This is a genomic window from Bacteroides sp. BFG-606 (assembly GCF_024788145.1).
Classification (GTDB): Bacteria; Bacteroidota; Bacteroidia; order Bacteroidales; family Bacteroidaceae; genus Bacteroides; species Bacteroides vicugnae.
Window position 1 is genome coordinate 4,601,154 of the sequence record NZ_JANUIL010000001.1, and the last position, 23,674, is coordinate 4,624,827.

At 41.4% G+C, this 23,674-nt stretch carries 21 protein-coding genes, 2 tRNA genes and 2 pseudogenes; 14 read left to right on the forward strand and 11 right to left on the reverse strand.

Annotated elements, in window-relative coordinates; genetic code table 11:
• Positions 1–147 precede the first annotated feature (147 nt).
• The 3 genes and pseudogenes from NXV01_RS17270 to NXV01_RS17280 form a co-directional block, all read right to left on the reverse strand.
• Positions 148–537, reverse strand: coding sequence for a GtrA family protein (locus tag NXV01_RS17270; protein ID WP_004295929.1), 390 nt, complete (start codon positions 535–537; stop codon positions 148–150).
• Positions 534–2,298: pseudogene (gene aspS, locus NXV01_RS17275) on the reverse strand (aspartate--tRNA ligase). Before aspS ends, NXV01_RS17270 begins: the two are co-directional and overlap by 4 nt.
• A 108-nt stretch (positions 2,299–2,406) precedes the next feature.
• Positions 2,407–3,432, reverse strand: a complete 1,026-nt coding sequence (locus tag NXV01_RS17280) for a diacylglycerol kinase family protein (protein WP_167511853.1) — start codon at positions 3,430–3,432, stop codon at positions 2,407–2,409.
• Between the two features lie 220 nt (positions 3,433–3,652).
• On the opposite strand from NXV01_RS17280, the gene spt reads away from it, so the two are divergent.
• Together spt and NXV01_RS17290 are read left to right on the forward strand one after the other, a co-directional pair.
• A complete protein-coding gene (spt, locus tag NXV01_RS17285; RefSeq protein WP_148366667.1) occupies positions 3,653–4,837 on the forward strand; it encodes a serine palmitoyltransferase in 1,185 nt (394 codons plus the stop codon).
• 90 nt (positions 4,838–4,927) lie between these two features.
• Positions 4,928–5,494, forward strand: a complete 567-nt coding sequence (locus NXV01_RS17290; protein WP_148366666.1) for a DNA-3-methyladenine glycosylase I — start codon at positions 4,928–4,930, stop codon at positions 5,492–5,494.
• Here the strand turns inward: NXV01_RS17290 and NXV01_RS17295 are convergent.
• Entirely contained in the window at positions 5,437–5,709 is a 273-nt protein-coding gene (locus NXV01_RS17295; RefSeq protein ID WP_175486903.1) for a hypothetical protein, read from the reverse strand. The two genes, NXV01_RS17290 and NXV01_RS17295, sit on opposite strands and share 58 nt — an antisense overlap.
• A gap of 498 nt (positions 5,710–6,207) precedes the next feature.
• On the opposite strand from NXV01_RS17295, the pseudogene NXV01_RS17300 reads away from it, so the two are divergent.
• A pseudogene (locus tag NXV01_RS17300) lies at positions 6,208–6,351 on the forward strand (ATP-binding protein); the annotation flags it as partial.
• Positions 6,352–6,413: 62 nt separating this feature from the next.
• Here the strand turns inward: NXV01_RS17300 and NXV01_RS17305 are convergent.
• Positions 6,414–6,608 carry a hypothetical protein gene (locus tag NXV01_RS17305; protein ID WP_074558541.1) on the reverse strand — a complete coding sequence of 65 codons (195 nt, stop codon included), beginning with the start codon at positions 6,606–6,608 and terminating at the stop codon, positions 6,414–6,416.
• A gap of 149 nt (positions 6,609–6,757) precedes the next feature.
• Between NXV01_RS17305 and NXV01_RS17310 the strand changes: the two genes are divergently transcribed.
• The 4 genes from NXV01_RS17310 (at position 6,758) to NXV01_RS17325 (ending at position 8,852) form a co-directional block, all read left to right on the forward strand.
• On the forward strand, positions 6,758–7,495 hold the full coding sequence (locus NXV01_RS17310; RefSeq protein ID WP_259022947.1) for a bifunctional 2-polyprenyl-6-hydroxyphenol methylase/3-demethylubiquinol 3-O-methyltransferase UbiG: 738 nt from the start codon (positions 6,758–6,760) through the stop codon (positions 7,493–7,495).
• 126 nt (positions 7,496–7,621) lie between these two features.
• Positions 7,622–7,696 (forward strand) — tRNA-Pro (locus NXV01_RS17315).
• A gap of 34 nt (positions 7,697–7,730) precedes the next feature.
• Positions 7,731–7,805: transfer RNA gene (locus tag NXV01_RS17320), tRNA-Pro, on the forward strand.
• A gap of 537 nt (positions 7,806–8,342) precedes the next feature.
• The gene (locus NXV01_RS17325; RefSeq protein WP_229128677.1) at positions 8,343–8,852 is read left to right on the forward strand and encodes a hypothetical protein; all 510 of its coding nucleotides are present in this window, start codon (positions 8,343–8,345) and stop codon (positions 8,850–8,852) included.
• Positions 8,853–9,134: 282 nt separating this feature from the next.
• Here the strand turns inward: NXV01_RS17325 and NXV01_RS17330 are convergent, their stop codons facing one another.
• On the reverse strand, positions 9,135–9,845 hold the full coding sequence (locus tag NXV01_RS17330; protein ID WP_099147034.1) for a tRNA1(Val) (adenine(37)-N6)-methyltransferase: 711 nt from the start codon (positions 9,843–9,845) through the stop codon (positions 9,135–9,137).
• 215 nt (positions 9,846–10,060) lie between these two features.
• On the opposite strand from NXV01_RS17330, the gene lon reads away from it, so the two are divergent.
• Genes lon through NXV01_RS17345 form a run of 3 tightly spaced genes read left to right on the forward strand, consistent with a single transcriptional unit; the run spans position 10,061 to position 14,754 of the window.
• Positions 10,061–12,526, forward strand: a complete 2,466-nt coding sequence (gene lon, locus NXV01_RS17335) for an endopeptidase La (protein WP_195650301.1) — start codon at positions 10,061–10,063, stop codon at positions 12,524–12,526.
• Entirely contained in the window at positions 12,523–13,653 is a 1,131-nt protein-coding gene (gene tgt, locus NXV01_RS17340; RefSeq protein ID WP_004295910.1) for a tRNA guanosine(34) transglycosylase Tgt, read from the forward strand. Before lon ends, tgt begins: the two co-directional genes overlap by 4 nt.
• A 3-nt stretch (positions 13,654–13,656) precedes the next feature.
• Complete coding sequence (locus NXV01_RS17345) at positions 13,657–14,754, forward strand: LptF/LptG family permease (RefSeq protein WP_259022948.1); 1,098 nt, start codon at positions 13,657–13,659, stop codon at positions 14,752–14,754.
• An 82-nt stretch (positions 14,755–14,836) separates the two neighbouring features.
• On the opposite strand, the gene NXV01_RS17350 is transcribed toward NXV01_RS17345, so the two are convergent.
• Both NXV01_RS17350 and NXV01_RS17355 read right to left on the reverse strand, forming a co-directional pair.
• Positions 14,837–15,439 (reverse strand): sugar O-acetyltransferase, encoded by a 603-nt coding sequence (locus NXV01_RS17350; protein WP_195650299.1) that lies wholly within the window; start codon positions 15,437–15,439, stop codon positions 14,837–14,839.
• A 417-nt stretch (positions 15,440–15,856) separates the two neighbouring features.
• On the reverse strand, positions 15,857–16,360 hold the full coding sequence (locus tag NXV01_RS17355; protein WP_148366661.1) for a thioredoxin-like domain-containing protein: 504 nt from the start codon (positions 16,358–16,360) through the stop codon (positions 15,857–15,859).
• A gap of 266 nt (positions 16,361–16,626) precedes the next feature.
• Between NXV01_RS17355 and serB the strand changes: the two genes are divergently transcribed.
• Complete coding sequence (gene serB, locus NXV01_RS17360) at positions 16,627–17,856, forward strand: phosphoserine phosphatase SerB (RefSeq protein ID WP_004311666.1); 1,230 nt, start codon at positions 16,627–16,629, stop codon at positions 17,854–17,856.
• Positions 17,857–17,902: 46 nt separating this feature from the next.
• Positions 17,903–19,171 (forward strand): DEAD/DEAH box helicase, encoded by a 1,269-nt coding sequence (locus tag NXV01_RS17365; RefSeq protein ID WP_259022949.1) that lies wholly within the window; start codon positions 17,903–17,905, stop codon positions 19,169–19,171.
• A gap of 11 nt (positions 19,172–19,182) precedes the next feature.
• On the opposite strand, the gene NXV01_RS17370 is transcribed toward NXV01_RS17365, so the two are convergent.
• The 3 genes from NXV01_RS17370 to rfbC are packed head-to-tail and all read right to left on the reverse strand — an operon-like array spanning position 19,183 to position 21,943.
• Positions 19,183–20,019 carry a DUF4738 domain-containing protein gene (locus tag NXV01_RS17370; RefSeq protein ID WP_259022950.1) on the reverse strand — a complete coding sequence of 279 codons (837 nt, stop codon included), beginning with the start codon at positions 20,017–20,019 and terminating at the stop codon, positions 19,183–19,185.
• A 35-nt stretch (positions 20,020–20,054) separates the two neighbouring features.
• Entirely contained in the window at positions 20,055–21,368 is a 1,314-nt protein-coding gene (locus NXV01_RS17375; protein ID WP_148366658.1) for a UDP-glucose/GDP-mannose dehydrogenase family protein, read from the reverse strand.
• A gap of 26 nt (positions 21,369–21,394) precedes the next feature.
• On the reverse strand, positions 21,395–21,943 hold the full coding sequence (gene rfbC / locus NXV01_RS17380) for a dTDP-4-dehydrorhamnose 3,5-epimerase (protein WP_004295903.1): 549 nt from the start codon (positions 21,941–21,943) through the stop codon (positions 21,395–21,397).
• Between the two features lie 90 nt (positions 21,944–22,033).
• Here rfbC and NXV01_RS17385 point away from each other — a divergent pair, with 90 nt between their 5' ends.
• Both NXV01_RS17385 and NXV01_RS17390 read left to right on the forward strand, forming a co-directional pair.
• Complete coding sequence (locus NXV01_RS17385) at positions 22,034–23,128, forward strand: SPOR domain-containing protein (protein WP_259022951.1); 1,095 nt, start codon at positions 22,034–22,036, stop codon at positions 23,126–23,128.
• Between the two features lie 18 nt (positions 23,129–23,146).
• Positions 23,147–23,674, forward strand: a complete 528-nt coding sequence (locus tag NXV01_RS17390) for an FHA domain-containing protein (protein ID WP_117937916.1) — start codon at positions 23,147–23,149, stop codon at positions 23,672–23,674.

Sequence of the window (23,674 nt, forward strand, 5' to 3'; positions counted from 1 at the left end):
AGTTTATTACAGGAAATTTATTGCCTGAATTTTATCACATAAAGTTTCCTATATAAAGTTTATCTAATAAAGAAAAAAAAAGGCACAGAGTTCAAATCTAATTTTAGAACTCTGTGCCCTTTCAATATATTATCATAAATAACTATTTCATTGAAACGTTATTTTTTTGTTGGCTAGAAAATTAGCCCCTCCATAAATAAACAATCCCAGGAATTGGGCCAGATATTCATTCACGTCCAATCCTTCTACCAATAACACAAGAAATAAGAACTGTGCGGTGTAAGCCACGGCAAAAGCAGAACAAAAGAGCAGTATCTGTTTCCAGATACTATTCTTTTTATTTTCTACGGGGAATATCCAGTATTTGCACCAGATAAAGTTATGGATTTGAGCTATCAGATACGCTGTTATATTAGCCACCATATAGTCACCGTCGAATGACATTTCTTTCATCATTAACCATACAACCAACGCCATAATTAAGGCGTTCATTGTACCGATGACTATAAAACGGAATATACGTACAGATTCTTTCACTCGCCCTCTTTCAGATCAACGATCAAATTCAGTTCATCAAGTTGAGTCTGGTCGATTGCAGACGGTGCATCCAGCATCACATCACGTCCGGAATTGTTTTTCGGGAACGCAATACAGTCGCGGATAGAATCCAAACCTGCGAACAAAGATACCCAACGGTCGAGTCCGTATGCCAAACCACCGTGAGGAGGTGCACCATACTTAAAGGCATTCATCAGGAAGCCAAACTGTGCTTCTGCCTTCTCCGGAGTGAATCCAAGAATCTCGAACATCTTCGCCTGTAATTTCGCATCGTGGATACGGATAGATCCGCCGCCAACTTCCACACCATTAATTACCATATCATAAGCATCTGCACGTACAGCTGCCGGATCAGTGTCCAACATAGGAATATCTTCCTGCTTCGGATGAGTAAACGGATGATGCATAGCCATCAGACGGCCTTCCTCCTCGCTCCATTCGAACATCGGGAAGTCAATCACCCAAAGGCAAACAAACTTATTCTTATCACGCAATCCCAGTTGAGCGCCCATTTCCAGACGAAGCTCACAAAGTTGTTTACGCGTTTTCATCACATCGTCGCCGGACAGGATCAGAATCAAGTCACCCGGTTTAGCACCAAATGCCTCTTTCATTTGCTGGAAGCACTTCCTGCGTATAGAATTTATCCACGCTCGATTTCACAGTTCCGTCCGCTTCTACACGGGCATATACCATACCTTTTGCACCAATCTGCGGTTTCTTTACGAATTCCGTCAATGCATCCAGTTGTTTACGGGTATAGGTTGCAGCACCTTCGGCACAGATACCACCCACATAAGCAGCATTATCGAAAACAGAGAATCCGTGACCTTTCATAATATCCATCAATTCCACGAATTTCATGCCGAAACGCAAGTCCGGTTTGTCGCTACCATAATATTTCATGGCATCCGCCCAAGACATACGCTGGAACGGTTCAGCCAGTTCCACACCACGCAGTGTTTTGAACAAATGTTTAGCCATTCCTTCGAAAGTAGTGATAATATCTTCCTGCTCAACGAAGCTCATTTCGCAGTCAATCTGCGTAAATTCCGGCTGACGGTCAGCACGCAAGTCCTCATCGCGGAAACATTTTGCGATCTGGAAGTAACGGTCGAAACCGGAAACCATCAGCAATTGCTTCAATGTCTGCGGAGATTGCGGAAGTGCGTAGAACTGTCCCGGATTCATACGTGACGGCACCACGAAGTCACGTGCACCTTCAGGAGTAGAACCGATCAAAACAGGCGTTTCCACTTCGATGAAGCCCAGACTATCCAGATATTTGCGAACTTCAATCGTCATTCTGTGGCGCAGTTCCAGATTAGAGCGGACAGCGTTACGACGCAAATCCAGGTAACGATATTTCATGCGGATATCATCACCACCATCCGTATTATCCTCAATGGTGAACGGGGGAGTCATTGCAGTATTTAGTACGTTCAGTTCGGAAACGATAATTTCAATGTCTCCGGTAGGAATGTTTACATTCTTGCTGAAACGTTCATTAACCGTTCCTGTCACTTGAATGACGAACTCACGTCCCAATTTATTAGCACGTTCACAGAGTTCAGCATTAATTTCTTCGTTAAAGACCAACTGGGTAATTCCGTAACGGTCGCGGAGGTCAATAAAAGTCATTCCTCCCATTTTACGGCTGCGCTGTACCCATCCGGACAGCGTAACTTGCTTGTTTACATCAGAGATTCTTAGTTCTCCACATGTGTGCGTTCTGAACATATATTTTTTATTTAAACGATTATCACTCGCGTTTTTATTTTGATTGAACCAAAACTGCGCAAAAGTACGCAATAATTTGTAATTCGTTGTCAGTAATCCGTTATTTTATCAGACTTTCTTTGTCAGCTTTTTCAATATTTTCTTGTTTCTGTCTGTTATATTGTCAACGATGGCTTCATTCATCAATTTGATGCCATTCATATATTCCTGCGCTCTTTGGAGCACATTGGCAGCATCCTTTTCCGACGCTTGCGGCACCACTACGCGCAATCCCCTTTGGATCAACTCAATGTTCACATTAGCGTCCGTTTCCATGGGGTCGCCGTCAAAGTGCACTACTCCCGGAGAAGTGCGGCGGATACACAACTGCTTGCAACGGAAAGTCTTGATACGGCTATTCTGATCGATTGTCTTATTGAATAACTGGAAAGCCAATGAGGGGACATCCAATACGGTGAATGGTTCAAGAATGGTCACATCCAGCAAGCCATCCGTCAGCGTAGCTTGCGGGGCGATATAAGCATTGTTTCCATATTGCGACGCGTTTCCGCAGGCAATCAGGAAAGCCTTATACTTGGAAACTCCGTTTTCCGTTTCCAGTTCATACGTTTCCGGTTCATATTTAAGACTCTCTTGCAGGGTCTTTTCCAGATAAGTCAACAGCCCGCGTTTACCGGCATGTGCAAACTTCAGACTAACAAAAGCATCGAACCCCAATCCGCAAGTGCAGAAAAAATCCACACCATTAATCTTACCATAATCTATAACATCCATGCAACCTTCATTCAGCACTTCCAGCGCCCTTTTCGGTTCCATCGGTATATGCAAATGCCGCGCCAGTCCATTGCCCGATCCGCAAGGAATAATTCCCAGTGCGGTATCAGTATGCACCAACGAACGAGCTATTTCATTGATTGTCCCGTCCCCGCCGATAGCCACTACTATATCAGTTTTCTCTTCGGCAGCTTTGGCAGCTATTTCTACTGCATGACCGGCTCTTTCCGTATACACTACTTCCCAAGAGTATCTCGCCTTGTCTATTTTTTCGTCCAGCAAGTTAAGAATCAATTCTTTACTTTGTGTTCCCGAAATAGGGTTGACGACGAATTTTATTTTTTTCATCCTTTCGTTCATGCCATTTTTGTCAATTGTAGACGACAAAAGTAATATAAATATCTTAAATTTTAATCTATTAGAGGTTTCTAATCACATGCAAGCAACTTTTTTCTCTTAAAAAGAACAGATAAAAGCAAATTTTGTTATCTTTGCCCCCTGTTTTTAAACACTTGTTAAGATAAAAAGATGCTAGATCGTCAGCGAACGATCTGATTATGAGTATAATAAATTATAATTCATGGGATTATTACAAGAGAAGTTAGCTAAGTACGACCTGCCACAAAAGTTTATGGCACAGGGCGTTTACCCATATTTCCGTGAGATAGAAGGAAAACAGGGTACAGAGGTAGAAATGGGCGGACACGAAGTGTTGATGTTCGGTTCCAATGCATACACTGGCCTTACGGGAGATGAAAGAGTGATTGAAGCGGGTGTCAAGGCCATGCATAAATATGGTTCCGGATGCGCAGGTTCGCGCTTCTTGAATGGTACACTTGACCTGCACGTTCAATTGGAAAAAGAACTGGCTGCCTTTGTAGGCAAAGATGAAGCACTCTGCTTCTCAACCGGTTTTACGGTGAATTCCGGAGTTATTCCTGCTTTGACAGATCGCAATGATTATATCATTTGTGACGACCGCGACCATGCATCTATCGTAGATGGCCGTCGCCTCTCCTTCTCTCAACAACTGAAATATAAGCATAACGATATGGCGGATCTGGAAAAGCAACTTCAAAAGTGCAACCCGGATTCAGTGAAGCTCATCATAGTAGACGGCGTGTTCTCTATGGAAGGCGACCTGGCAAACTTGCCCGAAATCGTACGCTTGAAACATAAATACAACGCTACTATCATGGTAGACGAAGCTCATGGATTGGGGGTATTCGGAAAACAAGGACGTGGCGTTTGCGACCATTTCGGTCTGACTCACGAAGTTGACCTGATTATGGGTACTTTCAGCAAATCGCTGGCTTCTATCGGTGGATTCATTGCTGCTGATTCTTCTATCATCAACTGGTTACGTCACAACGCACGTACTTATATATTTAGTGCATCCAACACTCCGGCTGCTACCGCATCTGCTCTTGAAGCTCTCCACATCATCCAGAATGAACCGGAAAGACTTGAAGCGCTGTGGGAAGCTACCAACTATGCATTAAAGCGTTTCCGTGAAGCAGGTTTTGAAATCGGTGCAACAGAATCACCTATCATTCCTCTTTATGTACGTGACACGGAAAAAACATTCATGGTCACTAAATTGGCTTTCGACGAGGGTGTATTTATCAATCCTGTTATTCCTCCGGCATGTGCACCGCAAGACACTTTGGTACGTGTGGCATTGATGGCTACTCATACAAAAGATCAAATTGACCGCGCTGTAGAGAAGCTGGTTAAGGCATTTAAAGCACTGGATATTTTATAATCCGATTTATATAAATCATCTAAAAAAGTCTGGTACAGTAATGTATCAGACTTTTTTATTATCTTTACGCCTACAACAATATGTGTGATTATGCAAGATATAGTAAACGGACGCTGCGGTTGGTGCGGAACTGACGAACTGTATGTGAAATACCACGATCAGGAGTGGGGAAAGTTAGTGACCGACGACAAGACACTGTTTGAGTTTCTTGTGCTGGAAAGTGCTCAAGCAGGATTGAGTTGGATAACTATCCTTAAAAAGCGAGAGGGATATCGCAAAGCCTTTTGTGATTTCGACCCTGAACGAGTGGCACAAATGAACGATGAAGATATTGAACGACTGATGCAATTTGATGGCATTGTGAAAAACCGTCTGAAAATCAAAGCGACAATTACAAATGCAAGACAGTTCTTAGCCATACAAAAAGAATTCGGTAGTTTTTACGACTATACACTGTCGTTCTTTCCCGAAAGAAAACCGATCATCAATACCTTTCAGTCATTGAGTGAGATTCCGGTATCATCTCCCGAATCTGATGCCATGAGCAAGGATATGAAGAAACGAGGATTTAAATTCTTTGGAGCTACGATTTGTTATGCTCACTTGCAGGCAGCAGGGTTTATTAACGACCATCTGGCAGACTGTATTTGCCGGTAGGAGAAAGTTACCTTAGCGTTAACATCAATCGTCTTATCTTCTTTGAATGTCGGACTGGTAAGTTCTACACCCCAGGGAGTAGCAGCTGCACGAGTGGTAACTTTTACAATAGCTACTTCCATTCCTTTACTGCTGGTTAGCTCGGCCTTGATAGCGGCATAATCACCCTTTTTCACGTTAAGCGCTAGTGTGAGTTCATATTTTTCGCTGTTCACTTTAAACTCGTTGAACTTATCAAGACAGCGATTTCTTTCATAAACGAAATCAAATCTTCTTTCTTCATCAGCTTTTTTAATAATTATTGTTTACTGATTTAACAGCCGAATTTATTCGACAAAACAAAACTAAAAATAGATTTTGACACACCTAATTCACGTCCTTAAAAATCAATTTATTTTACAGTTATAAATCAATTCCTTTTCATACTTTTGCGGGAAATTAAGCCGACAATACAGGTTTGATATACAATTTAATTTTTTATAATGAAAGAAGACAAAACAGGCACGGAAACCTACATCATCAATGGCTTCAAACCGTTCTCGCAATTTGCGACGGAATATTTTCCGTGTCCTTCGCAATGCGTTCAGAAAAAAGACGCTTTTTTTATCCCCTAAATGAAGGCTCCAAACCTGTGCGGAAGAAGCTCCGTTTGATACATTCAGAGGCTTCGTTTCAAGCAAACGGAACCTCTGTTTTTTACCTCACCCCCTCCTATCCAATTCTCTACTACCCAAACATCCGGTTCGGGCATCGGATTGAGCCTGTGCAAACAAATCATAACTTTGCATGACGGAAGTATCAATATAAAATCGGAATCAGGGAAAGGAAGTTATTTTATTCTTACTTTCCCTAAATGAGAATCACTGAAAGCCTCTGAACCTTTGGGACTGATGTAATAATCAGGGTAACAGCAGAGGAATTATCCTCTGCTACCCAGGCTATTCGCATCGGGATTCAGCTCCTTTACAGCCTCTTTGACTGCTTTGTTACTCGGCTTGCGGTATGCTTCCCCCTGTTGTACGGGGACAATCTCATTCACCATTCTTTCATATCCTTTTTGCTCTAACAAGTGCACTTCTTTTTCACTTGCTTCGTTTTGTTTTTTTGTTTTCATAAGACTTTTCATTTTAAATTTCTTATTTAGAGAACAGAAAACAGCGAAAGATGGTTCATACCCGCAGATTATTTATGTATATCTTTTCCGTCATATACAAACTAAATCTTATATTTGTGCTTTCATTCCACTTATCCTCTTAATAAATTATGAAAGAAAACAAATACGATAATAATCGCTTCTTTAGTCAATATTCGCAAATGTCCCGTTCGGTGGAAGGTTTGAAAGGTGCTGGAGAATGGCACGTATTACAGAAAATGCTCCCCAATTTTGCAGGAAAAAGGGTGTTGGATTTAGGCTGTGGATTCGGATGGCATTGCATTTATGCAATAGAACATGGAGCGACACACGTTACCGGAATTGATATTTCTGAAAAAATGCTCGAAGAAGCCCGGAAAAGAAACCCGTCTCCACTCATTGAATATCAATGTATGGCTATTGAGGACTTTGATTTTCAGCCGGATTCTTATGATATAGTTATCAGCTCATTAACTTTCCATTACCTCGAATCTTTTATAGATATATGCCGGAAAATTAATCATTGCTTAACTCCGGGAGGGGCTTTTGTCTTTTCTGTCGAGCATCCTATATTTACAGCTTACGGCAATCAGGATTGGCATTACGACCAGGAGGGGAATCCTATCCATTGGCCGGTAGATCGTTATTTTACAGAAGGTAAACGCACGGCAGTCTTTCTGGGCGAAGAAGTGGTCAAATACCACAAAACATTGACTACCTATATAAACAGCCTCCTTCAAACCGGATTTGAGATATGCGAACTGATAGAGCCACAACCCGACGAAAAGTTGTTGGATACTATTCCGGGAATGAAAGATGAACTACGACGCCCCATGATGCTTCTGATCTCTGCCAAGAAAAAAAAGTGAAGCCGCAAAGCAATGAGATTCAAGGTATTGAAAAATAATAAATAAAAAACATTCGCTTAGCTATTGTTAATTAAAAAATACTCCCTATCTTTGCACCGCTTTTGGAAATAATAACCCCAAAGTTTTCGGGGTGTAGCGCAGTCCGGTTAGCGCACCTGCTTTGGGAGCAGGAGGTCGTGGGTTCGAATCCCGCTACCCCGACTACAAAAAGAGGGTTATTAAGTTCAAAGTTTTTCGGGGTGTAGCGCAGTCCGGTTAGCGCACCTGCTTTGGGAGCAGGGGGTCGTGGGTTCGAATCCCGCTACCCCGACGAAGAAAATCAAGTCAAGATTCACAAAATAAAGCCAGTACAATTAGTATTGGCTTTTTTATTATATATAGGATAAGTGCAATTATCCCTGTTTGGGGACAAATAAAAAGGGCAATTCTTTGAAACATCTTTGAACAGATTCCTAGCATTATCTTCATTTTTTTATTTAATTTAGAGTAAAAATCTATTTTGTTAACTTTATTCCCCTTTTATTTTGGCGTTATCAATGTTTTGCGTTAACTTTATAGCGGAAATACAAACATTGTTTATAGAGAAAACGATAACAAACAAAATACTTAAACACATGAAGAAAACTCTGCTGATGCTCGTTGTTATTTTCATTTCATTATATTCGCATTCACAAAGTCCCTTTCTGAATTTTAGAATTCCAGAAAAATCAAATAAGCGTATCATTGGATATTCTTCAAGTAATAAAATAGATGTTTTTTTTGAATATAAAATATCAACCTTGTAATACTCTAATACAGTATTACAAACAGGATTCCAATAAATTGATTGTATAACAAAAGTAACGATATGATGAAAAAGTTTTTTTATTTGAGTGCGATACTAGCCATCGTTTTGGTTTCATGTAATTCAGAAAAGGAGTATATAGCAAAGCTCTCTAATACCGCTTCCATGATTGAGAAAGAAGCTGATTTAAGTGAAGCAATAGCTCTTCATTATTGTGATACTTGGAGAAAAGTGATTTATGATCATGAATACAATGGAGAATATTGTACTGATTTCAATGAAGCCTTAGCGAAGCATCAGGAGTTTATAATCACAACAGACACCTATAAGAGGCTCAAACAAAAGAAAGATTCAATTGAGGCTATAATGCCACAACTAAATGATTATCCTTCAAATTGTAAAGATGCTTATAATGAGTTAGTATCAATATATGCAGATGCAGATGAATTATTCAGATTTGCAGATGAGCCTAGGGGCTCTTTATCTACATACTCAACAAAAACGACAGACCTTTATCAAAAGATAGAAAAGTCACTGAAAGAATTTAAAATAAAGCATATACAAAACAAATAATTTAAGAGAGTAGTTTAGTTATTGCAGCAGCTTATTGAATTTAAGACTATCAAAAGACAAAATAATAATTTCACTTCGAGAGCAACTTCAGAAAGTACTGCTAAAAAATAGTGTTCAAAAGCTAGAAATTACTCTCTTGAATTATGAGTTAGAAAAGAACAAAACAAAGATCTCAAAATAGCGTATTTGAACCAGCTTTGAAAGAGTGACGGTATATGCTCGCGATAGTGACGGTATCGCTGTCATATACCGTCACTATCTTTACCGGATAGCGTCACCCTTTTACATATTCAAATAATAATCCCGGGTTAGCGTCATATATTCCTCACTATATTGATGACGAGCCAGTTCTGTCAATAGTTCTTCTACAATACACTCTTGATTGGAAAAAGAAAAAGTAATCAAAACACGTTTCGGAATACCGCCGGGCTTAGTGATTACATTCAGTTGACGGACTGCATATAGCTTTCTCATATAAGCTATCTTTTTTACCCGTTCAGCTACATCTGCCGGAATCACCATTGTGAAAAATCCGTCTTCTGCCAATAATCCGCTTACCCCTTCCAACAAATCTTCATAAGTCAAAGAATCATTGTGACGAGCCGCGGCTCTCTGACGATCCGGACATTCCAGCGAATCGACAAAATAAGGAGGATTAGAAACAATTACGTCGAATTTATCCGAAGACCTGTATTTCTTAAAATCAGCCTGCACCACTTCTACCCGCTCCTTCCAAGGCGAACGAATGATATTTTCCCTGGCTTGCCCAACAGCCGCTTCGTCTATTTCCAACGCTACAATATTTGCATCCGGCAAACTGCGTTGCGCCAACATTAAAGCCACCAACCCAGTTCCCGTCCCAATGTCCAGAATCCGGTGCGCACTCTCAACGAGAGTCCAAGCCCCCAGAAGTACTCCATCCGTACCGACTTTCATGGCACATTTATCATGCCATACCGTAAATTGCTTAAATTTAAAATAAGGATTCGACATTTTATCCGTTTATCTTAAAGCCGTTTTATACTATTATTTTATTGCAAATCGCCAAAAATAAATAATAATTATGGAATACTCCCTTTATAAGCCGATATTTTGGCATTGTTTTTGTGTTTTTATTCTGCGCAGTGCTTTATTATTAGAGAGAATCAATTAACTTTGCAAACGATTTATGCATATCAGTATGACATAAACTAAATTAAAACGAAAAGATGAAAGAAAGATATTTATTGGAAGATGGAGGCGATAACAGCTTCTCGCTAATCACAGACTATGATGGGAACGATGAACAAGCATTTGATGTAAATGTGAAATCTGGTGAAATTCTTCCAGTACTCCCCTTACGTAATATGGTGTTGTTTCCTGGAGTATTCCTGCCGATCACGGTAGGCCGCAAGTCTTCTCTGAAACTCGTACGAGATGCCGACAAGAAACATAAAGATATTGCAGTAGTATGCCAGAGATCGGCACATACAGAAGATCCGAAACTGGAGGATTTACACAATATCGGTACCGTAGGACGAATTGTGCGGATATTGGAAATGCCCGATCAGACAACAACTGTCATTCTTCAGGGAATGAAACGTTTAAGTCTGACAAACATCATCGAAACTCATCCGTACCTGAAAGGTGAAATACAACTTTTGGAGGAAGATGTCCCAGGCAAAGATGATAAAGAGTTTCAAGCCTTGGTGGAAACTTGCAAGGACTTGACAATGAGATACATCAAATCGTCAGATGTGATGCATCAGGATTCGTCGTTTGCTATTAAAAACATCAACAACCCAATGTTCCTGGTCAATTTCATCTGCTCAAACCTGCCGTTCAAGAAAGATGAGAAGATGGACTTGTTGAGCATCAACTCATTGCGTGAACGCACTTATCACTTACTGGAAATTCTGAACCGTGAAGTGCAGTTGGCAGAAATCAAGGCATCCATCCAAATGCGTGCCCGTGAAGATATCGACCAGCAACAACGCGAATACTTCCTGCAACAGCAGATCAAGACTATTCAGGATGAACTGGGTGGCGGCGGCCAAGAGCAGGAAATAGAGGAAATGCGCCAGAAGGCAGAAAGAATGCGCTGGAATTTAGAAGTCAGAGACACGTTCATGAAAGAACTTGCCAAACTGGAGCGTACTCACCCGCAATCTCCGGATTACAGCGTACAGCTCAACTATCTGCAAACGATGCTCAATCTCCCATGGGGTACTTATACAACTGACAATCTGAACCTTAAAAACGCAGAAAAGACGTTGAACAAAGACCATTACGGACTGGAGAAAGTAAAAGAACGTATTTTGGAACACTTAGCCGTATTGAAGCTGAAAGGTGATATGAAATCACCGATTATCTGCTTGTATGGCCCTCCGGGAGTGGGTAAAACATCTCTTGGAAGATCCATCGCATCTGCGCTCAAACGGAAATATGTACGTATGTCTTTAGGTGGTGTGCATGACGAAGCGGAGATTCGTGGTCATCGTAAGACTTATATCGGTGCTATGCCCGGACGAATCATCAAGAGCTTGATAAAAGCCGGTGCTTCCAATCCTGTTTTCATCTTGGATGAAATAGACAAGGTCAGTGCCGACCGTCAGGGGGACCCTTCTTCTGCATTGCTGGAAGTGCTCGACCCGGAACAGAATACTTCTTTCCATGATAACTTCCTAGATGTAGACTACGATCTCTCCAAGGTATTGTTTATTGCAACAGCCAACAACCTGAACACAATCCCCGGTCCGTTGCTGGACCGTATGGAATTGATTGAAGTAAGCGGATATATCACGGAAGAGAAAGTCGAGATTGCCCGCAAGCATCTGCTACCCAAAGAATTGGAAGCCAACGGACTCAAAAAAACGGATATCAAGCTTCCTAAAGATACGCTGGAAGCTATAATCGAGTCATATACCCGTGAAAGCGGCGTTCGCGAACTGGAAAAGAAGATCGGTAAGATTCTTCGCAAATCGGCTCGCCAATATGCTACGGACGGTTATTTCGCTAAGACGGAAATCAAACCGACAGATTTGTATGATTTCCTCGGAGCACCCGAATATACACGCGACAAGTATCAGGGAAATGATTACGCAGGTGTAGTCACCGGATTGGCATGGACAGCTGTCGGAGGCGAAATCTTATTTGTAGAAACCAGTTTGAGCCGCGGCAAGGGCGGACGTCTTACATTGACCGGTAACTTGGGAGATGTGATGAAAGAATCTGCCATGCTGGCACTTGAATATATCAAGGCGCATGCTTCTGTCCTTAGTCTGGACGAAGAGATCTTTGACAACTGGAATATCCATATCCACGTTCCTGAAGGGGCTATTCCGAAAGACGGTCCATCAGCAGGTATCACGATGGCCACTTCACTGGCTTCTGCCCTGACTCAAAGAAAAGTGAAAGCCAACATTGCCATGACGGGAGAAATCACTCTTCGCGGCAAAGTGCTTCCTGTGGGTGGCATCAAGGAGAAGATATTGGCAGCCAAACGTGCCGGAATCAAGGAAATCATCATGAGTGCCGAGAACAAAAAGAACATAGATGAAATTCAGGATATTTATTTGAAAGGACTGACTTTCCACTATGTAAACGATATAAAAGAGGTATTCGCTATTGCATTGACCAACGAAAAAGTAACGGATCCTATTGATTTATCTGTTAAGAAACCCAGCCAGGAATGACATTTGAGTTACAATATACAGACACTAAAAGTAATGCCCGTGCCGGTCTGATAACAACAGACCACGGGCAGATACAAACACCTATCTTCATGCCGGTGGGCACACTGGGCACTGTAAAGGGAGTACATCTGACCGAATTAAAAGAAGACATTCAGGCACAGATTATTCTGGGTAATACCTATCACCTCTATTTGCGTCCGGGATTGGACGTGATCGAGAAAGCAGGCGGACTGCACCGCTTTAACGGTTTCGACCGCCCCATGCTGACTGACAGCGGTGGTTTTCAGGTATTCTCATTAGCCGGAATCAGAAAGCTGCGTGAAGAAGGAGCTGAATTTCGTTCGCATATCGACGGAAGCAAGCACATCTTCACTCCGGAGAAGGTGATGGACATTGAACGGACTATCGGTGCGGATATTATGATGGCTTTTGACGAATGTCCTCCGGGCGACTCGGATTACGAGTATGCCAAAAAGTCATTAGGATTAACCCACAGGTGGCTCGACCGTTGTATACAACGTTTTAATGAGACAGAACCTAAATACGGTTACAACCAGTCTCTCTTCCCCATCGTCCAGGGATGCGTTTATCCTGACCTGCGCAAGCAATCTGCAGAGTTTGTAGCGTCCAAAGGTGCTGACGGGAATGCTATCGGCGGTTTGGCGGTAGGTGAACCGGTAGACAAGATGTATGAAATGATCGAGATTGTCAATGAAATACTTCCCAAAGACAAACCCCGTTACCTGATGGGGGTCGGAACTCCTGTCAACATTCTTGAAGGAATAGAACGCGGCGTGGATATGTTCGACTGCGTTATGCCTACAAGAAACGGACGAAATGGCATGTTGTTCACCAAAGATGGCATTATCAATATGCGGAACAAAAAATGGGAAACAGACTTCTCTCCTATTGAAGCCGACGGAGCCTCTTGCGTGGATACATTGTACAGCAAGGCTTATTTGCGCCATCTTTTCCATGCACAAGAGCTACTGGCTATGCAAATCGCTTCCATACACAATCTGGCATTCTATCTGTGGCTGGCAGGGGAAGCAAGAAAGCACATTATTGCCGGAGATTTCTCGACCTGGAAGCCGATGATGGTTAAAAGAGTATCAACTAGATTATAAGAAATGAAAAGCAATCGATTTATAAAACGGCTGGACTGGTATATCATCAAGAAGTTCTTGGGGACATACGTATTTGCTATTGCACTAATCATTTCTATTGCAGTGGTATTCGACTTCAACGAAAAGATGGACAAACTAATGGAGCATGAAGCTCCATGGGATAAAATCATCTTTGAATACTACATGAACTTTATCCCCTATTTCTCCAATCTGTTCAGTCCATTGTTCGTATTCATTGCTGTTATTTTCTTTACCTCCAAACTGGCAGAAAACTCCGAAATTATCGCGATGTTCTCCACCGGTATGAGCTTTAAAAGGATGATGCGCCCTTATATGATTTCTGCCGCTATCATCGCATTGGTCACCTTCACACTAAGTTCGTATGTGATTCCGAAAGGAAGTGTTACGCGTCTGAATTTTGAAGATCGGTATATCAAACCAAAGAAACAAAACTCGGTAAGCAATGTGCAGCTGGAAGTGGATAGCGGAGTGATTGCATATATCGACAACTATAACAACGCAATGAAAACCGGTAACCGCTTTTCATTGGATAAATTTGTGGATAAAAAATTAGTTTCGCATTTAACTGCACGACGGATTACCTACGACACCACCACCGTTCATAAATGGACGATCCACGATTATATGGTACGCGAACTGGATGGTTTAAAGGAAAATATCACTAAGGGAGACCGAATAGACTCTATCATCAACATGGAACCTTCTGACTTTCTTATCATGAAAAATCAGCAGGAAATGCTGACCAGTCCCGAATTGAGCGATTATATCGCCAAACAGAAACGAAGAGGATTTGCCAACATCAAGGAGTTTGAGATTGAATATCACAAACGAATCGCTATGTCGTTCGCCTCTTTCATCCTTACCATCATCGGTGTATCGCTTTCGTCCCGAAAAACGAAAGGTGGTATGGGACTTCATCTGGGTATCGGATTAGGATTAAGTTTCTCTTATATTCTGTTCCAGACGATTACTTCTACCTTTGCCGTGAACGGAAATGTGCCGCCTGCCATTGCAGTCTGGATTCCTAATATCCTTTATGCGGGTATCGCATTCTTCTTGTACCAGAAGGCGCCTAAATAAAAGGTAGGCAAGCCTTCCACAGTCTTCACGGATTCGTGCCTTTACTTTATCATCTGGTGCATTCAGTTTCTTCTTATGAACGTTATTTCACGAATCCAACCTTGTCCGCTTCGGTTATTTGCTTGATGATACGACAAGGATTGCCTGCAGCAAGGGTACGGGGAGGAATATCATGCGTGACGATGCTTCCACAACCGATGACGGCTCCTTCGCCTATAGTTACACCTGCCATGATTTTTACATTGCCGGCTATCCACACCTTGTCACCAATGGTGATGCGACCGCCTATGAGTGCTCCCAGAGCACGCTCCTCGGGATCAAGACTGTGGTTGGCACTGTACATACCTACATTAGGACCTATGAGAACATGGTTGCCGATGGTGATACGTGAGCAATCAAGTAACACAGCACCGAAGTTGATGTAAACGTCATTGCCGATGTAAATGTTCTTACCAAACTCACAAATAAAGTTTGGCTCAATATACACATTTTCTCCAATACTACCAAATAGCTCTTTCAACAGCTGCTTACGCTCTTCGGGTTGTTCATCGGTTGTTTGATTGAACTTCTTGAAGATGTTTTTTGCCTCTACACGGCGTTTAAACAAATCTTCATCGAAGTCATCGTAAATCATGTCAAGTTGCATCTTTTCCCATGCAGAGAGGGTGGAGTCATTAGATTTCATACCTTTTCGTATATAACGTCAGTTCGACGAATTATAATTATTTGATTATTTGGAGAATAACAATAAAAGTAGCATATTTATAGTGTCTAATTATAAACACATACCAAACCTTTATCACTATATTTACAGAATGCAAAGTTATTGAAATATTTTGTTTGGCAGATAATTTCTGTAAGTTTTCTGATTCCTTACCCACGGCTTTTTCATTTAAGAAATAGTATTTTAAGATACAAGATCTTAGTGTTTTGGATGCACCGGATAAACGAAAAGTATAAAGAGAAGTTCCGCCTATTCTTGCTAATGCAAGTGCAGGCGGAACTTTTTTGTTGTATCCATTTCCTCTTTTGTCTATTCTCCATTGTTTTCACCTGACGGTGATTTGGAAAATCCCTCTTTCTCCTTACATTCTTAAAATCGTTAACCGACTTCTTTTACATAAGCAGAAAGATCTGCAGCAGAGATGTTTTTGGCTATAATTACACCATTTCCATCCAATAAATAGTTAGTGAATCCCCGGTTTAAACGGTACTTCTTAAATAAGCCGGAATCCTCGCCTTCTGTTTCCACGAAACAAGTGGGCGTAACTATTTGATCCTTACGAACGGTTTCCTTAAATATTGACTGATATTCGTCAAATGAAATAGAAACCATTTCCACATTATGAGAAGAACGAAGCGCATTGCTCAAACTTACATTTTGCATCCGGGACTGCGCGTCATAACTTGCCCAAAAACTTAGCAACACATATTTACCTTTCAAATTTCCCAATTTAAAGGCGGGTTGCCCGTCTGACGTAGATTCGATTTTAAAATCAGGGGCTACGTCACCCTCACTCAAACCTCCGGTAGGTTTGTCTTTCTCAACGAAAGCGGTCAAGGAACAAATCAGTAATACAACAAAAATCCATTTTACATGCTTCATGTAATTAGGTTTTAGTTAATACTATCCGGGCCTGTCCTTAAACAGTGGTTTCTTCCCGAAACGTTGTCTTTTCAGGCATCAGGCGAAGAGGAATCCGCTGATTATCAGAGCCTTTATTTTTGAAACCGGGTGCAAAGGTAAGTAAATATTAAATTAACTTCCAAGCAAATAAGCAAAAATCTCACTTTTGGGGTATAACTTTTTATGTTATTTAGCATAAAAACGAACTTTTTTCTCTACTTTTGCAGAGTTAAAGTCTATTTTTTATGCAACCATCAAATACTGAATTGATTCTGATTCGAGTTACCGGCGAAGATCGCCCGGGACTGACTGCTTCCGTGACCGAAATCCTTGCCAAATATGATGCCACGATTCTCGATATCGGCCAGGCAGATATTCATAATACATTATCGCTGGGTATCCTGTTCAAGAGTGAAGAAAGACATTCCGGATTCATTATGAAGGAACTGTTGTTCAAGGCTTCTTCTCTGGGAGTGACCATCCGGTTTGAACCTATCACCACCGAGCAATATGAAAACTGGGTAGGTATGCAAGGGAAAAACCGTTATATCCTGACGGTTCTGGGACGCAAGCTTTCCGCCCGACAGATTTCTGCCGCTACAAGCATCTTAGCCGAGCAGGGCATGAATATCGATGCTATTAAACGTCTGACAGGTCGTATCCCGTTGGATGAATGTCAGGCAGATACACGTACCAGGGCTTGCATTGAGTTTTCAGTGAGAGGTACTCCGAAAGATCGCATTGCGATGCAGGAGAAGCTGATGAAGTTGGCCAGCGAACTGGAAATGGACTTTTCTTTCCAACAGGATAATATGTACCGTCGTATGCGCCGTCTAATCTGTTTTGATATGGACTCTACATTAATCGAAACAGAGGTGATTGACGAACTGGCTATCCGTGCCGGTGTAGGCGACGAAGTAAAGGCCATCACAGAAAGCGCCATGCGTGGAGAAATAGACTTTACAGAAAGCTTTACCCGCCGTGTAGCACTATTGAAAGGGCTGGACGAATCGGTAATGCAGGAAATAGCCGAGAGCTTGCCTATCACAGAGGGTGTAGAGCGGCTGATGTATGTATTGAAGAAGTACGGTTACAAAATCGCCATCCTTTCGGGAGGATTCACTTATTTCGGTCAATACCTGCAAAAAAAATACGGTATAGATTACGTCTATGCCAACGAACTGGAAATTATTGATGGCAAACTGACCGGACGTTACCTGGGAGATGTAGTAGACGGAAAACGGAAAGCTGAATTGCTCCGCCTCATTGCACAAGTGGAAAAGGTGGATATTGCACAGACCATCGCTGTAGGAGACGGAGCTAACGACCTCCCTATGCTAGGGGTTGCCGGACTGGGAATTGCCTTCCACGCAAAGCCTAAAGTGGTGGCAAATGCCAAGCAATCGATCAACACCATCGGACTGGATGGGGTGCTCTATTTCCTCGGATTCAAAGATTCTTACTTGAATATGTAATTAGACAAAAAAATAGATTATCTTTGCTGACAAATTAAATAAAAGAATGAAGTTTTCCGAACTACAATTAAATGCAAATGTGCTTGAGGCGCTTGATGCCATGCGATTTGACGAATGTACGCCTATACAGGAGCAGGCAATTCCAATCATACTTGAGGGTAAAGATTTGATCGCAGTAGCACAGACAGGAACAGGTAAAACGGCCGCATTTCTACTGCCTATATTGAATAAATTATCTGAAGGTAAACATCCGGAAGATGCGATTAATTGTGTCATCATGTCTCCTACCCGGGAATTGGCCCAACAGATTGACCAGCAAATGGAAGGGTTTTCTTATTTCATGCCGGTATCGAGTGTTGCCGTATACGGTGGAAATGATGGAGTATTGTTCGAACAACAGAAAAAAGGACTCACTTTAGGAGCTGATGTTGTTATTGCTACTCCCGGACGTCTGATCGCCCATTTAAGCCTTGGATATGTAGATCTTTCCAAGGTTTCTTATTTTATTCTGGATGAAGCAGACCGGATGCTCGACATGGGATTTTATGAAGATATCATGCAAATTGCGAAATATCTGCCGAAGGAACGACAGACAATCATGTTTTCTGCAACAATGCCTGCAAAGATTCAGCAATTGGCAAACACAATCTTAAATAATCCGTCAGAGATAAAGCTTGCAGTTTCTAAACCTGCAGAAAAGATTATTCAGGCGGCATATGTTTGTTACGAGAATCAAAAGTTGGGAATTATACGCAGTCTTTTTATGGATGAAGTTCCGGAGCGTGTGATCGTCTTTGCTTCTTCCAAAATCAAAGTCAAAGAAGTGGCTAAGGCCTTGAAGTCCATGAAACTGAATGTAGGGGAAATGCATTCGGATCTGGAACAGGCTCAACGGGAAACTGTTATGCACGAGTTTAAAGCCGGACGAATCAATATATTGGTAGCTACGGATATCGTTGCACGTGGTATCGACATTGATGATATTCGACTGGTTATCAACTTCGACGTGCCTCACGATAGCGAGGATTATGTACACCGCATCGGACGTACGGCACGTGCCAACAACGATGGCGTAGCACTTACGTTTATCAGCGAGAAAGAGCAAAGCAACTTCAAAAGTATTGAGAACTTCCTGGAAAAAGAGATTTATAAAATTCCTATTCCTGAAGAATTGGGAGAAGCTCCGGAATACAAGCCACGTTCTTTTAGCAAGGGCAAGGGTGGCAACTACAAAAGAAAAGATTTCCGGGGAAAAAGGAATAATAATAACGGAGGAAAGAGAAATAACCGTCCGTCTCCCCCCAGACAAAATTAAAGCAAGGCTTTTTAATCCGGCACTATACGATCTGAATGTATGGTGCTTTTTTTTTTGGATGAAATGATAGTCAAATCTCCTTTAAAACTTACTTCCATATTTACAATGCTATATATGGAAGTTTCCGGAATGGCCAAGACAGCCTGATAATGAAAACCGTTCCGGTCTACTTTCACAAACTTTGTATCTGACAGGATGGATTGCTCCAGAAAATCGACAGGAAGTACTTTGTCAAACATCTGTTTGGTAACATCGCTGGCAAACAGGCTCTTTTTACCTTCATACACACAAATGTGCATCACATTATCATAGTATACATTATCCATGCTAATCCCGTCTTCGGAATAAGTCGTCTTGATGACTCTCATTTTAGAAGGATTAATATATACGTATGCACGATAGCGAGTGCCATTATAAGTCACCACACTATCACGTTTGGTTACTTCCGTATATGCCGGAATTACTAATTCCTGACGGACAAAATAGATTGAATCATTGGCATCTTCGGATTTATGTAGCTTAATCACATCATCCGTTATGGAATGAAACCAGAATATATGTTCTGCCTGCTTATCAATCTTGTAATAAGTAGTATCATTTCCATAAGTATAAAGAGTATCCCGTATTATTTTAAATGCAATGGGAGTACTTTGCACATCTGCATAGTAGATCGTATCTCCTTCTACACGCATCAACGGGCTCTCCGTTTCATCGTCCAGCCAAATTCCCTGCAGTAGCCCTTTTGCACTAAGATCCTCCTTCTCTTGTTGAAGAGAATGGGGATTCTTATTGCCGCTACATGCCGCGAAAAAGATTGCCATTAACGATACAGCCACATTTTTCATCATCTATTTTAGTTTTGTATAAAGATACTCTTATTTTTTTATTTACCAATACAGTGATAAATAAATCCGAGTTCTTCCATCTCTTTTTTATCATATATATTACGCCCGTCCAACACAATCTGCCGGGACATCGTTTTCTTGATAACGGCCCATGAAGGCAGACGGAATTCTTTCCATTCGGTAACCAGCATCAACACATCAGCATCCAGTACGGCATCGTACATATCGCAAGCATAATAGATGGTGTCGCCAATCCTACGCTTACATTCTTGCGTGGCAGCCGGATCGTATGCACGTACTTTACAACCAGCTTTGAGCAATCTATCAATCAGGACTAATGCCGGAGCCTCACGCATATCATCCGTTTCCGGTTTAAATGCCAATCCCCACAAAGCAACTGTCTTACCTTGCAAATCACCATTAAACTGCTTCACTAGCTTTTCGAACAAGACGCTTTTTTGGTTCTCATTCACTTCTTCCACAGCTGTAAGTACCCGCATGGTATAACCATTCTGTTCTGCCGTTTTAATCAATGCCTTCACATCTTTTGGGAAACAAGAACCACCATATCCGATGCCCGGATACAGAAACTTACGTCCGATACGGGTATCCGAACCTATTCCGCTACGCACCATATTCACATCCGCACCAACAATCTCGCACAAGTTTGCAATATCATTCATAAAGCTTATACGGGTTGCCAGCATCGAATTTGCCGCATATTTAGTCATTTCCGCAGACGGAATATCCATGAAAATCACACGGAAATTATTCAATAAGAATGGTTTATATAGTTTGGACATCAATTTCTCCGCACGTGCCGACTCCACTCCCACTACCACGCGGTCCGGGCTCATAAAGTCACTGATAGCATTTCCTTCTTTAAGGAATTCCGGATTAGAAGCCACATCAAAATCAACCTTCACGCCTCTCTTATCCAGTTCTTCCTGAATAACCGCACGAACCTTACTGGCAGTGCCTACCGGAACGGTACTTTTGGTAACTACCAATTTATACTGTTTCATGTTGCGACCAATGGTACGGGCCACCTCCAATACGTATTTCAAATCAGCGCTGCCATCTTCATCCGGAGGAGTTCCAACTGCACTGAATATAACTTCCACTTCATCCAGACAACTTTCCAATGAGGTAGTAAACTTCAATCGCTTTGCTTTCATATTACGGAGTACCATCTCTTCCAATCCATTTTCATAAATTGGAATGTTCCCCTTTTGCAAAGATTCGATTTTCTCTTTGTTCGTGTCTACGCACGTTACATTCACGCCAATTTCGGCAAAACATGTGCCTGACACCAGACCCACATACCCTGTTCCCACGATTGCAATTTTCATACTTAATCTATTGTTTGTTTAGAAATTCATTCAAAATAAACGGCGTCTTTGAAAGCAGTTCCCTCTCTGTCTTTCGCAGATAATAACATTTGCGACTCTGCCAACGGCCAGTCGATCCCCAATGCTTCGTCATTATATAAAATAGAGGCTTCTGCCTGCGGAGCATACTTATTATCTACCTTATATGTAAAAACAGCTTCTTCACTCAAGACAGCAAAGCCATGAGCAAAACCACGGGGAATAAAAAATTGTCTCTTGTTTTCTTCACTAAGCAATACACAAACATGCTTTCCAAACGTAGGCGATGATTTACGCAAATCAACGGCAACGTCGAGCACTTCTCCTTTAAGAACACGAACCAGTTTCGCCTGACTATGTTCTCCTTTTTGATAGTGCAATCCACGCAATACACCAAAAGATGATTTCGACTCGTTGTCCTGTATAAAGTTTACGGGACCAATATTGGCTTCAAACTCTTCTTTCTTATAGGCTTCCATAAAATAGCCCCGTTCATCGGAGAAAACTCTAGGCTCGATCAGCCATACTCCATCTATTTCTGTCTGTATATAGTTCATTATTGATAGTGATAAATAAAACGATGCAAAAGTAGTGAATTTTTCGAAGTTTTCTGGGATATATTCAATTTATCTCTTAATTTTGCAGACATGATTGAATTGGCACAACATATAGAGACTTTACTACTGGAAAACGACTGCGTCATTGTTCCGGGATTTGGTGGTTTTGTAGCGCATTATTCGCCCGCAACCCGCGCAAAGGAAGAAAATATATTTTTACCTCCTACCCGTATAATTGGTTTTAATCCTCAATTAAAACTGAATGACGGCGTACTGGTGCAATCTTATATGTCAGTATACGACACAAGTTTTGCTGACGCCAGCCGTATAGTAGAAAAAGAAGTAAACGAATTTATCGGTCTCCTTCATGAAGAAGGGAAAGCCCATCTGGATAATATAGGCGAGATTCATTATAATATTTATGGTAACTACGAGTTCGTTCCTTATGATTATAAGATAACAACTCCTTCATTATATGGTCTCGACTCTTTTGAAATACATGAACTTTCGGCTCTGCAGCAGAAAGAAAAAGTATTGGTACCGACTTATCAGGAAAAGGAAAAGAAGACTTTTGAAATTAGTATCAACCGCGCGTATCTCCGCAATGCTGCAGCAATGATTGCTGCCATCGTACTGTTCTTTGCCTTTTCAACTCCGGTAGAGAATACCGACGTTCAAAAGAACAATTATGCACAGTTATTGCCCAGCGAGCTTTTTGAGCAAATAGAAAAGCAATCGGTTGCAGTAACTCCTGTTTATGTTAAGAACGATGCTGCGCAACAAGCAAAGAAGCTTTCTGCTTCTTCCGCTTCTTCCGCTTCAACCAAAACTTCTTCTGCTAAAAAGCATACAACGGATAAAGCCAAGACTTCCAAACCGATCGCAGTAAGAGAAGTGAAAGTGGTAAAACAGGAAACAGCGGCTCCTGCTCCTGCAGTGAAATCTCAAGAAAGTGCAAATCATCCTTTTCATATCATAGTGGCAGGAGGAATCAGCCTGAAAGATGCAGAAGTTATTGCGAACCAATTAAAATCAAAAGGATTTGCAGATGCAAAAGCTCTGAGCACTGATGGCAAAGTACGTGTCAGTATCAGTTCATTCAACAACCGTGATGAAGCGACCAAGCAATTACTTGAGCTAAGAAAAAACGAAACTTATAAGAATGCCTGGTTACTGGCTAAATAAAAATCCCTTTTAAAAAGCATGAAACGAGTTCTTTGTCCTAAATGTGAGAATTATCTTTATTTTGATGAAACCAAGTATAGTGAAGGCCAATCACTGGTATTTGAATGCGAACATTGTGGCAAGCAATTCAGTATCCGGCTAGGAAAAAGTAAAGTTAAGGCTCTTAGAAAGGAAGAAAACCTGGAAGAAGAAGCTGAATCTCATAAAGAAGAGTTCGGATATATCACTGTAATCGAAAATGTATTTGGTTTTAAACAGTTACTTCCCTTGCAAGAAGGTGACAATGTCATAGGCCGCCGTTGCGTAGGAACAAACATTAATACTCCCATTGAAAGTGGTGATATGAGCATGGATCGACGCCATTGCATCATTAATATAAAGCGTAATAAGCAAGGAAAGCTAGTCTACACATTACGAGATGCTCCTAGTCTCACAGGTACTTTCCTTATGAATGAAATTCTGGGAGATAAAGACCGTGTACGTATTGAAGATGGCGCTATTGTGACAATTGGAGCTACCACATTTATTTTGCATACGGCTGAATGA

What these genes read in the sequence shown, in the direction of transcription:
- NXV01_RS17280 (WP_167511853.1), bottom strand. Translation starts at nt 3,432, where the DNA reads ATGAACGAAAGGATGAAAAAAATAAAATTCGTCGTCAACCCTATTTCG.
- spt (WP_148366667.1), top strand. Translation starts at nt 3,653, where the DNA reads ATGGGATTATTACAAGAGAAGTTAGCTAAGTACGACCTGCCACAAAAG.
- NXV01_RS17290 (WP_148366666.1), top strand. Translation starts at nt 4,928, where the DNA reads ATGCAAGATATAGTAAACGGACGCTGCGGTTGGTGCGGAACTGACGAA.
- NXV01_RS17305 (WP_074558541.1), bottom strand. Translation starts at nt 6,608, where the DNA reads ATGAAAACAAAAAAACAAAACGAAGCAAGTGAAAAAGAAGTGCACTTG.
- NXV01_RS17310 (WP_259022947.1), top strand. Translation starts at nt 6,758, where the DNA reads ATGAAAGAAAACAAATACGATAATAATCGCTTCTTTAGTCAATATTCG.
- NXV01_RS17325 (WP_229128677.1), top strand. Translation starts at nt 8,343, where the DNA reads ATGATGAAAAAGTTTTTTTATTTGAGTGCGATACTAGCCATCGTTTTG.
- NXV01_RS17330 (WP_099147034.1), bottom strand. Translation starts at nt 9,845, where the DNA reads ATGTCGAATCCTTATTTTAAATTTAAGCAATTTACGGTATGGCATGAT.
- lon (WP_195650301.1), top strand. Translation starts at nt 10,061, where the DNA reads ATGAAAGAAAGATATTTATTGGAAGATGGAGGCGATAACAGCTTCTCG.
- tgt (WP_004295910.1), top strand. Translation starts at nt 12,523, where the DNA reads ATGACATTTGAGTTACAATATACAGACACTAAAAGTAATGCCCGTGCC.
- NXV01_RS17345 (WP_259022948.1), top strand. Translation starts at nt 13,657, where the DNA reads ATGAAAAGCAATCGATTTATAAAACGGCTGGACTGGTATATCATCAAG.
- NXV01_RS17350 (WP_195650299.1), bottom strand. Translation starts at nt 15,439, where the DNA reads ATGAAATCTAATGACTCCACCCTCTCTGCATGGGAAAAGATGCAACTT.
- NXV01_RS17355 (WP_148366661.1), bottom strand. Translation starts at nt 16,360, where the DNA reads ATGAAGCATGTAAAATGGATTTTTGTTGTATTACTGATTTGTTCCTTG.
- serB (WP_004311666.1), top strand. Translation starts at nt 16,627, where the DNA reads ATGCAACCATCAAATACTGAATTGATTCTGATTCGAGTTACCGGCGAA.
- NXV01_RS17365 (WP_259022949.1), top strand. Translation starts at nt 17,903, where the DNA reads ATGAAGTTTTCCGAACTACAATTAAATGCAAATGTGCTTGAGGCGCTT.
- NXV01_RS17370 (WP_259022950.1), bottom strand. Translation starts at nt 20,019, where the DNA reads ATGATGAAAAATGTGGCTGTATCGTTAATGGCAATCTTTTTCGCGGCA.
- NXV01_RS17375 (WP_148366658.1), bottom strand. Translation starts at nt 21,368, where the DNA reads ATGAAAATTGCAATCGTGGGAACAGGGTATGTGGGTCTGGTGTCAGGC.
- rfbC (WP_004295903.1), bottom strand. Translation starts at nt 21,943, where the DNA reads ATGAACTATATACAGACAGAAATAGATGGAGTATGGCTGATCGAGCCT.
- NXV01_RS17385 (WP_259022951.1), top strand. Translation starts at nt 22,034, where the DNA reads ATGATTGAATTGGCACAACATATAGAGACTTTACTACTGGAAAACGAC.
- NXV01_RS17390 (WP_117937916.1), top strand. Translation starts at nt 23,147, where the DNA reads ATGAAACGAGTTCTTTGTCCTAAATGTGAGAATTATCTTTATTTTGAT.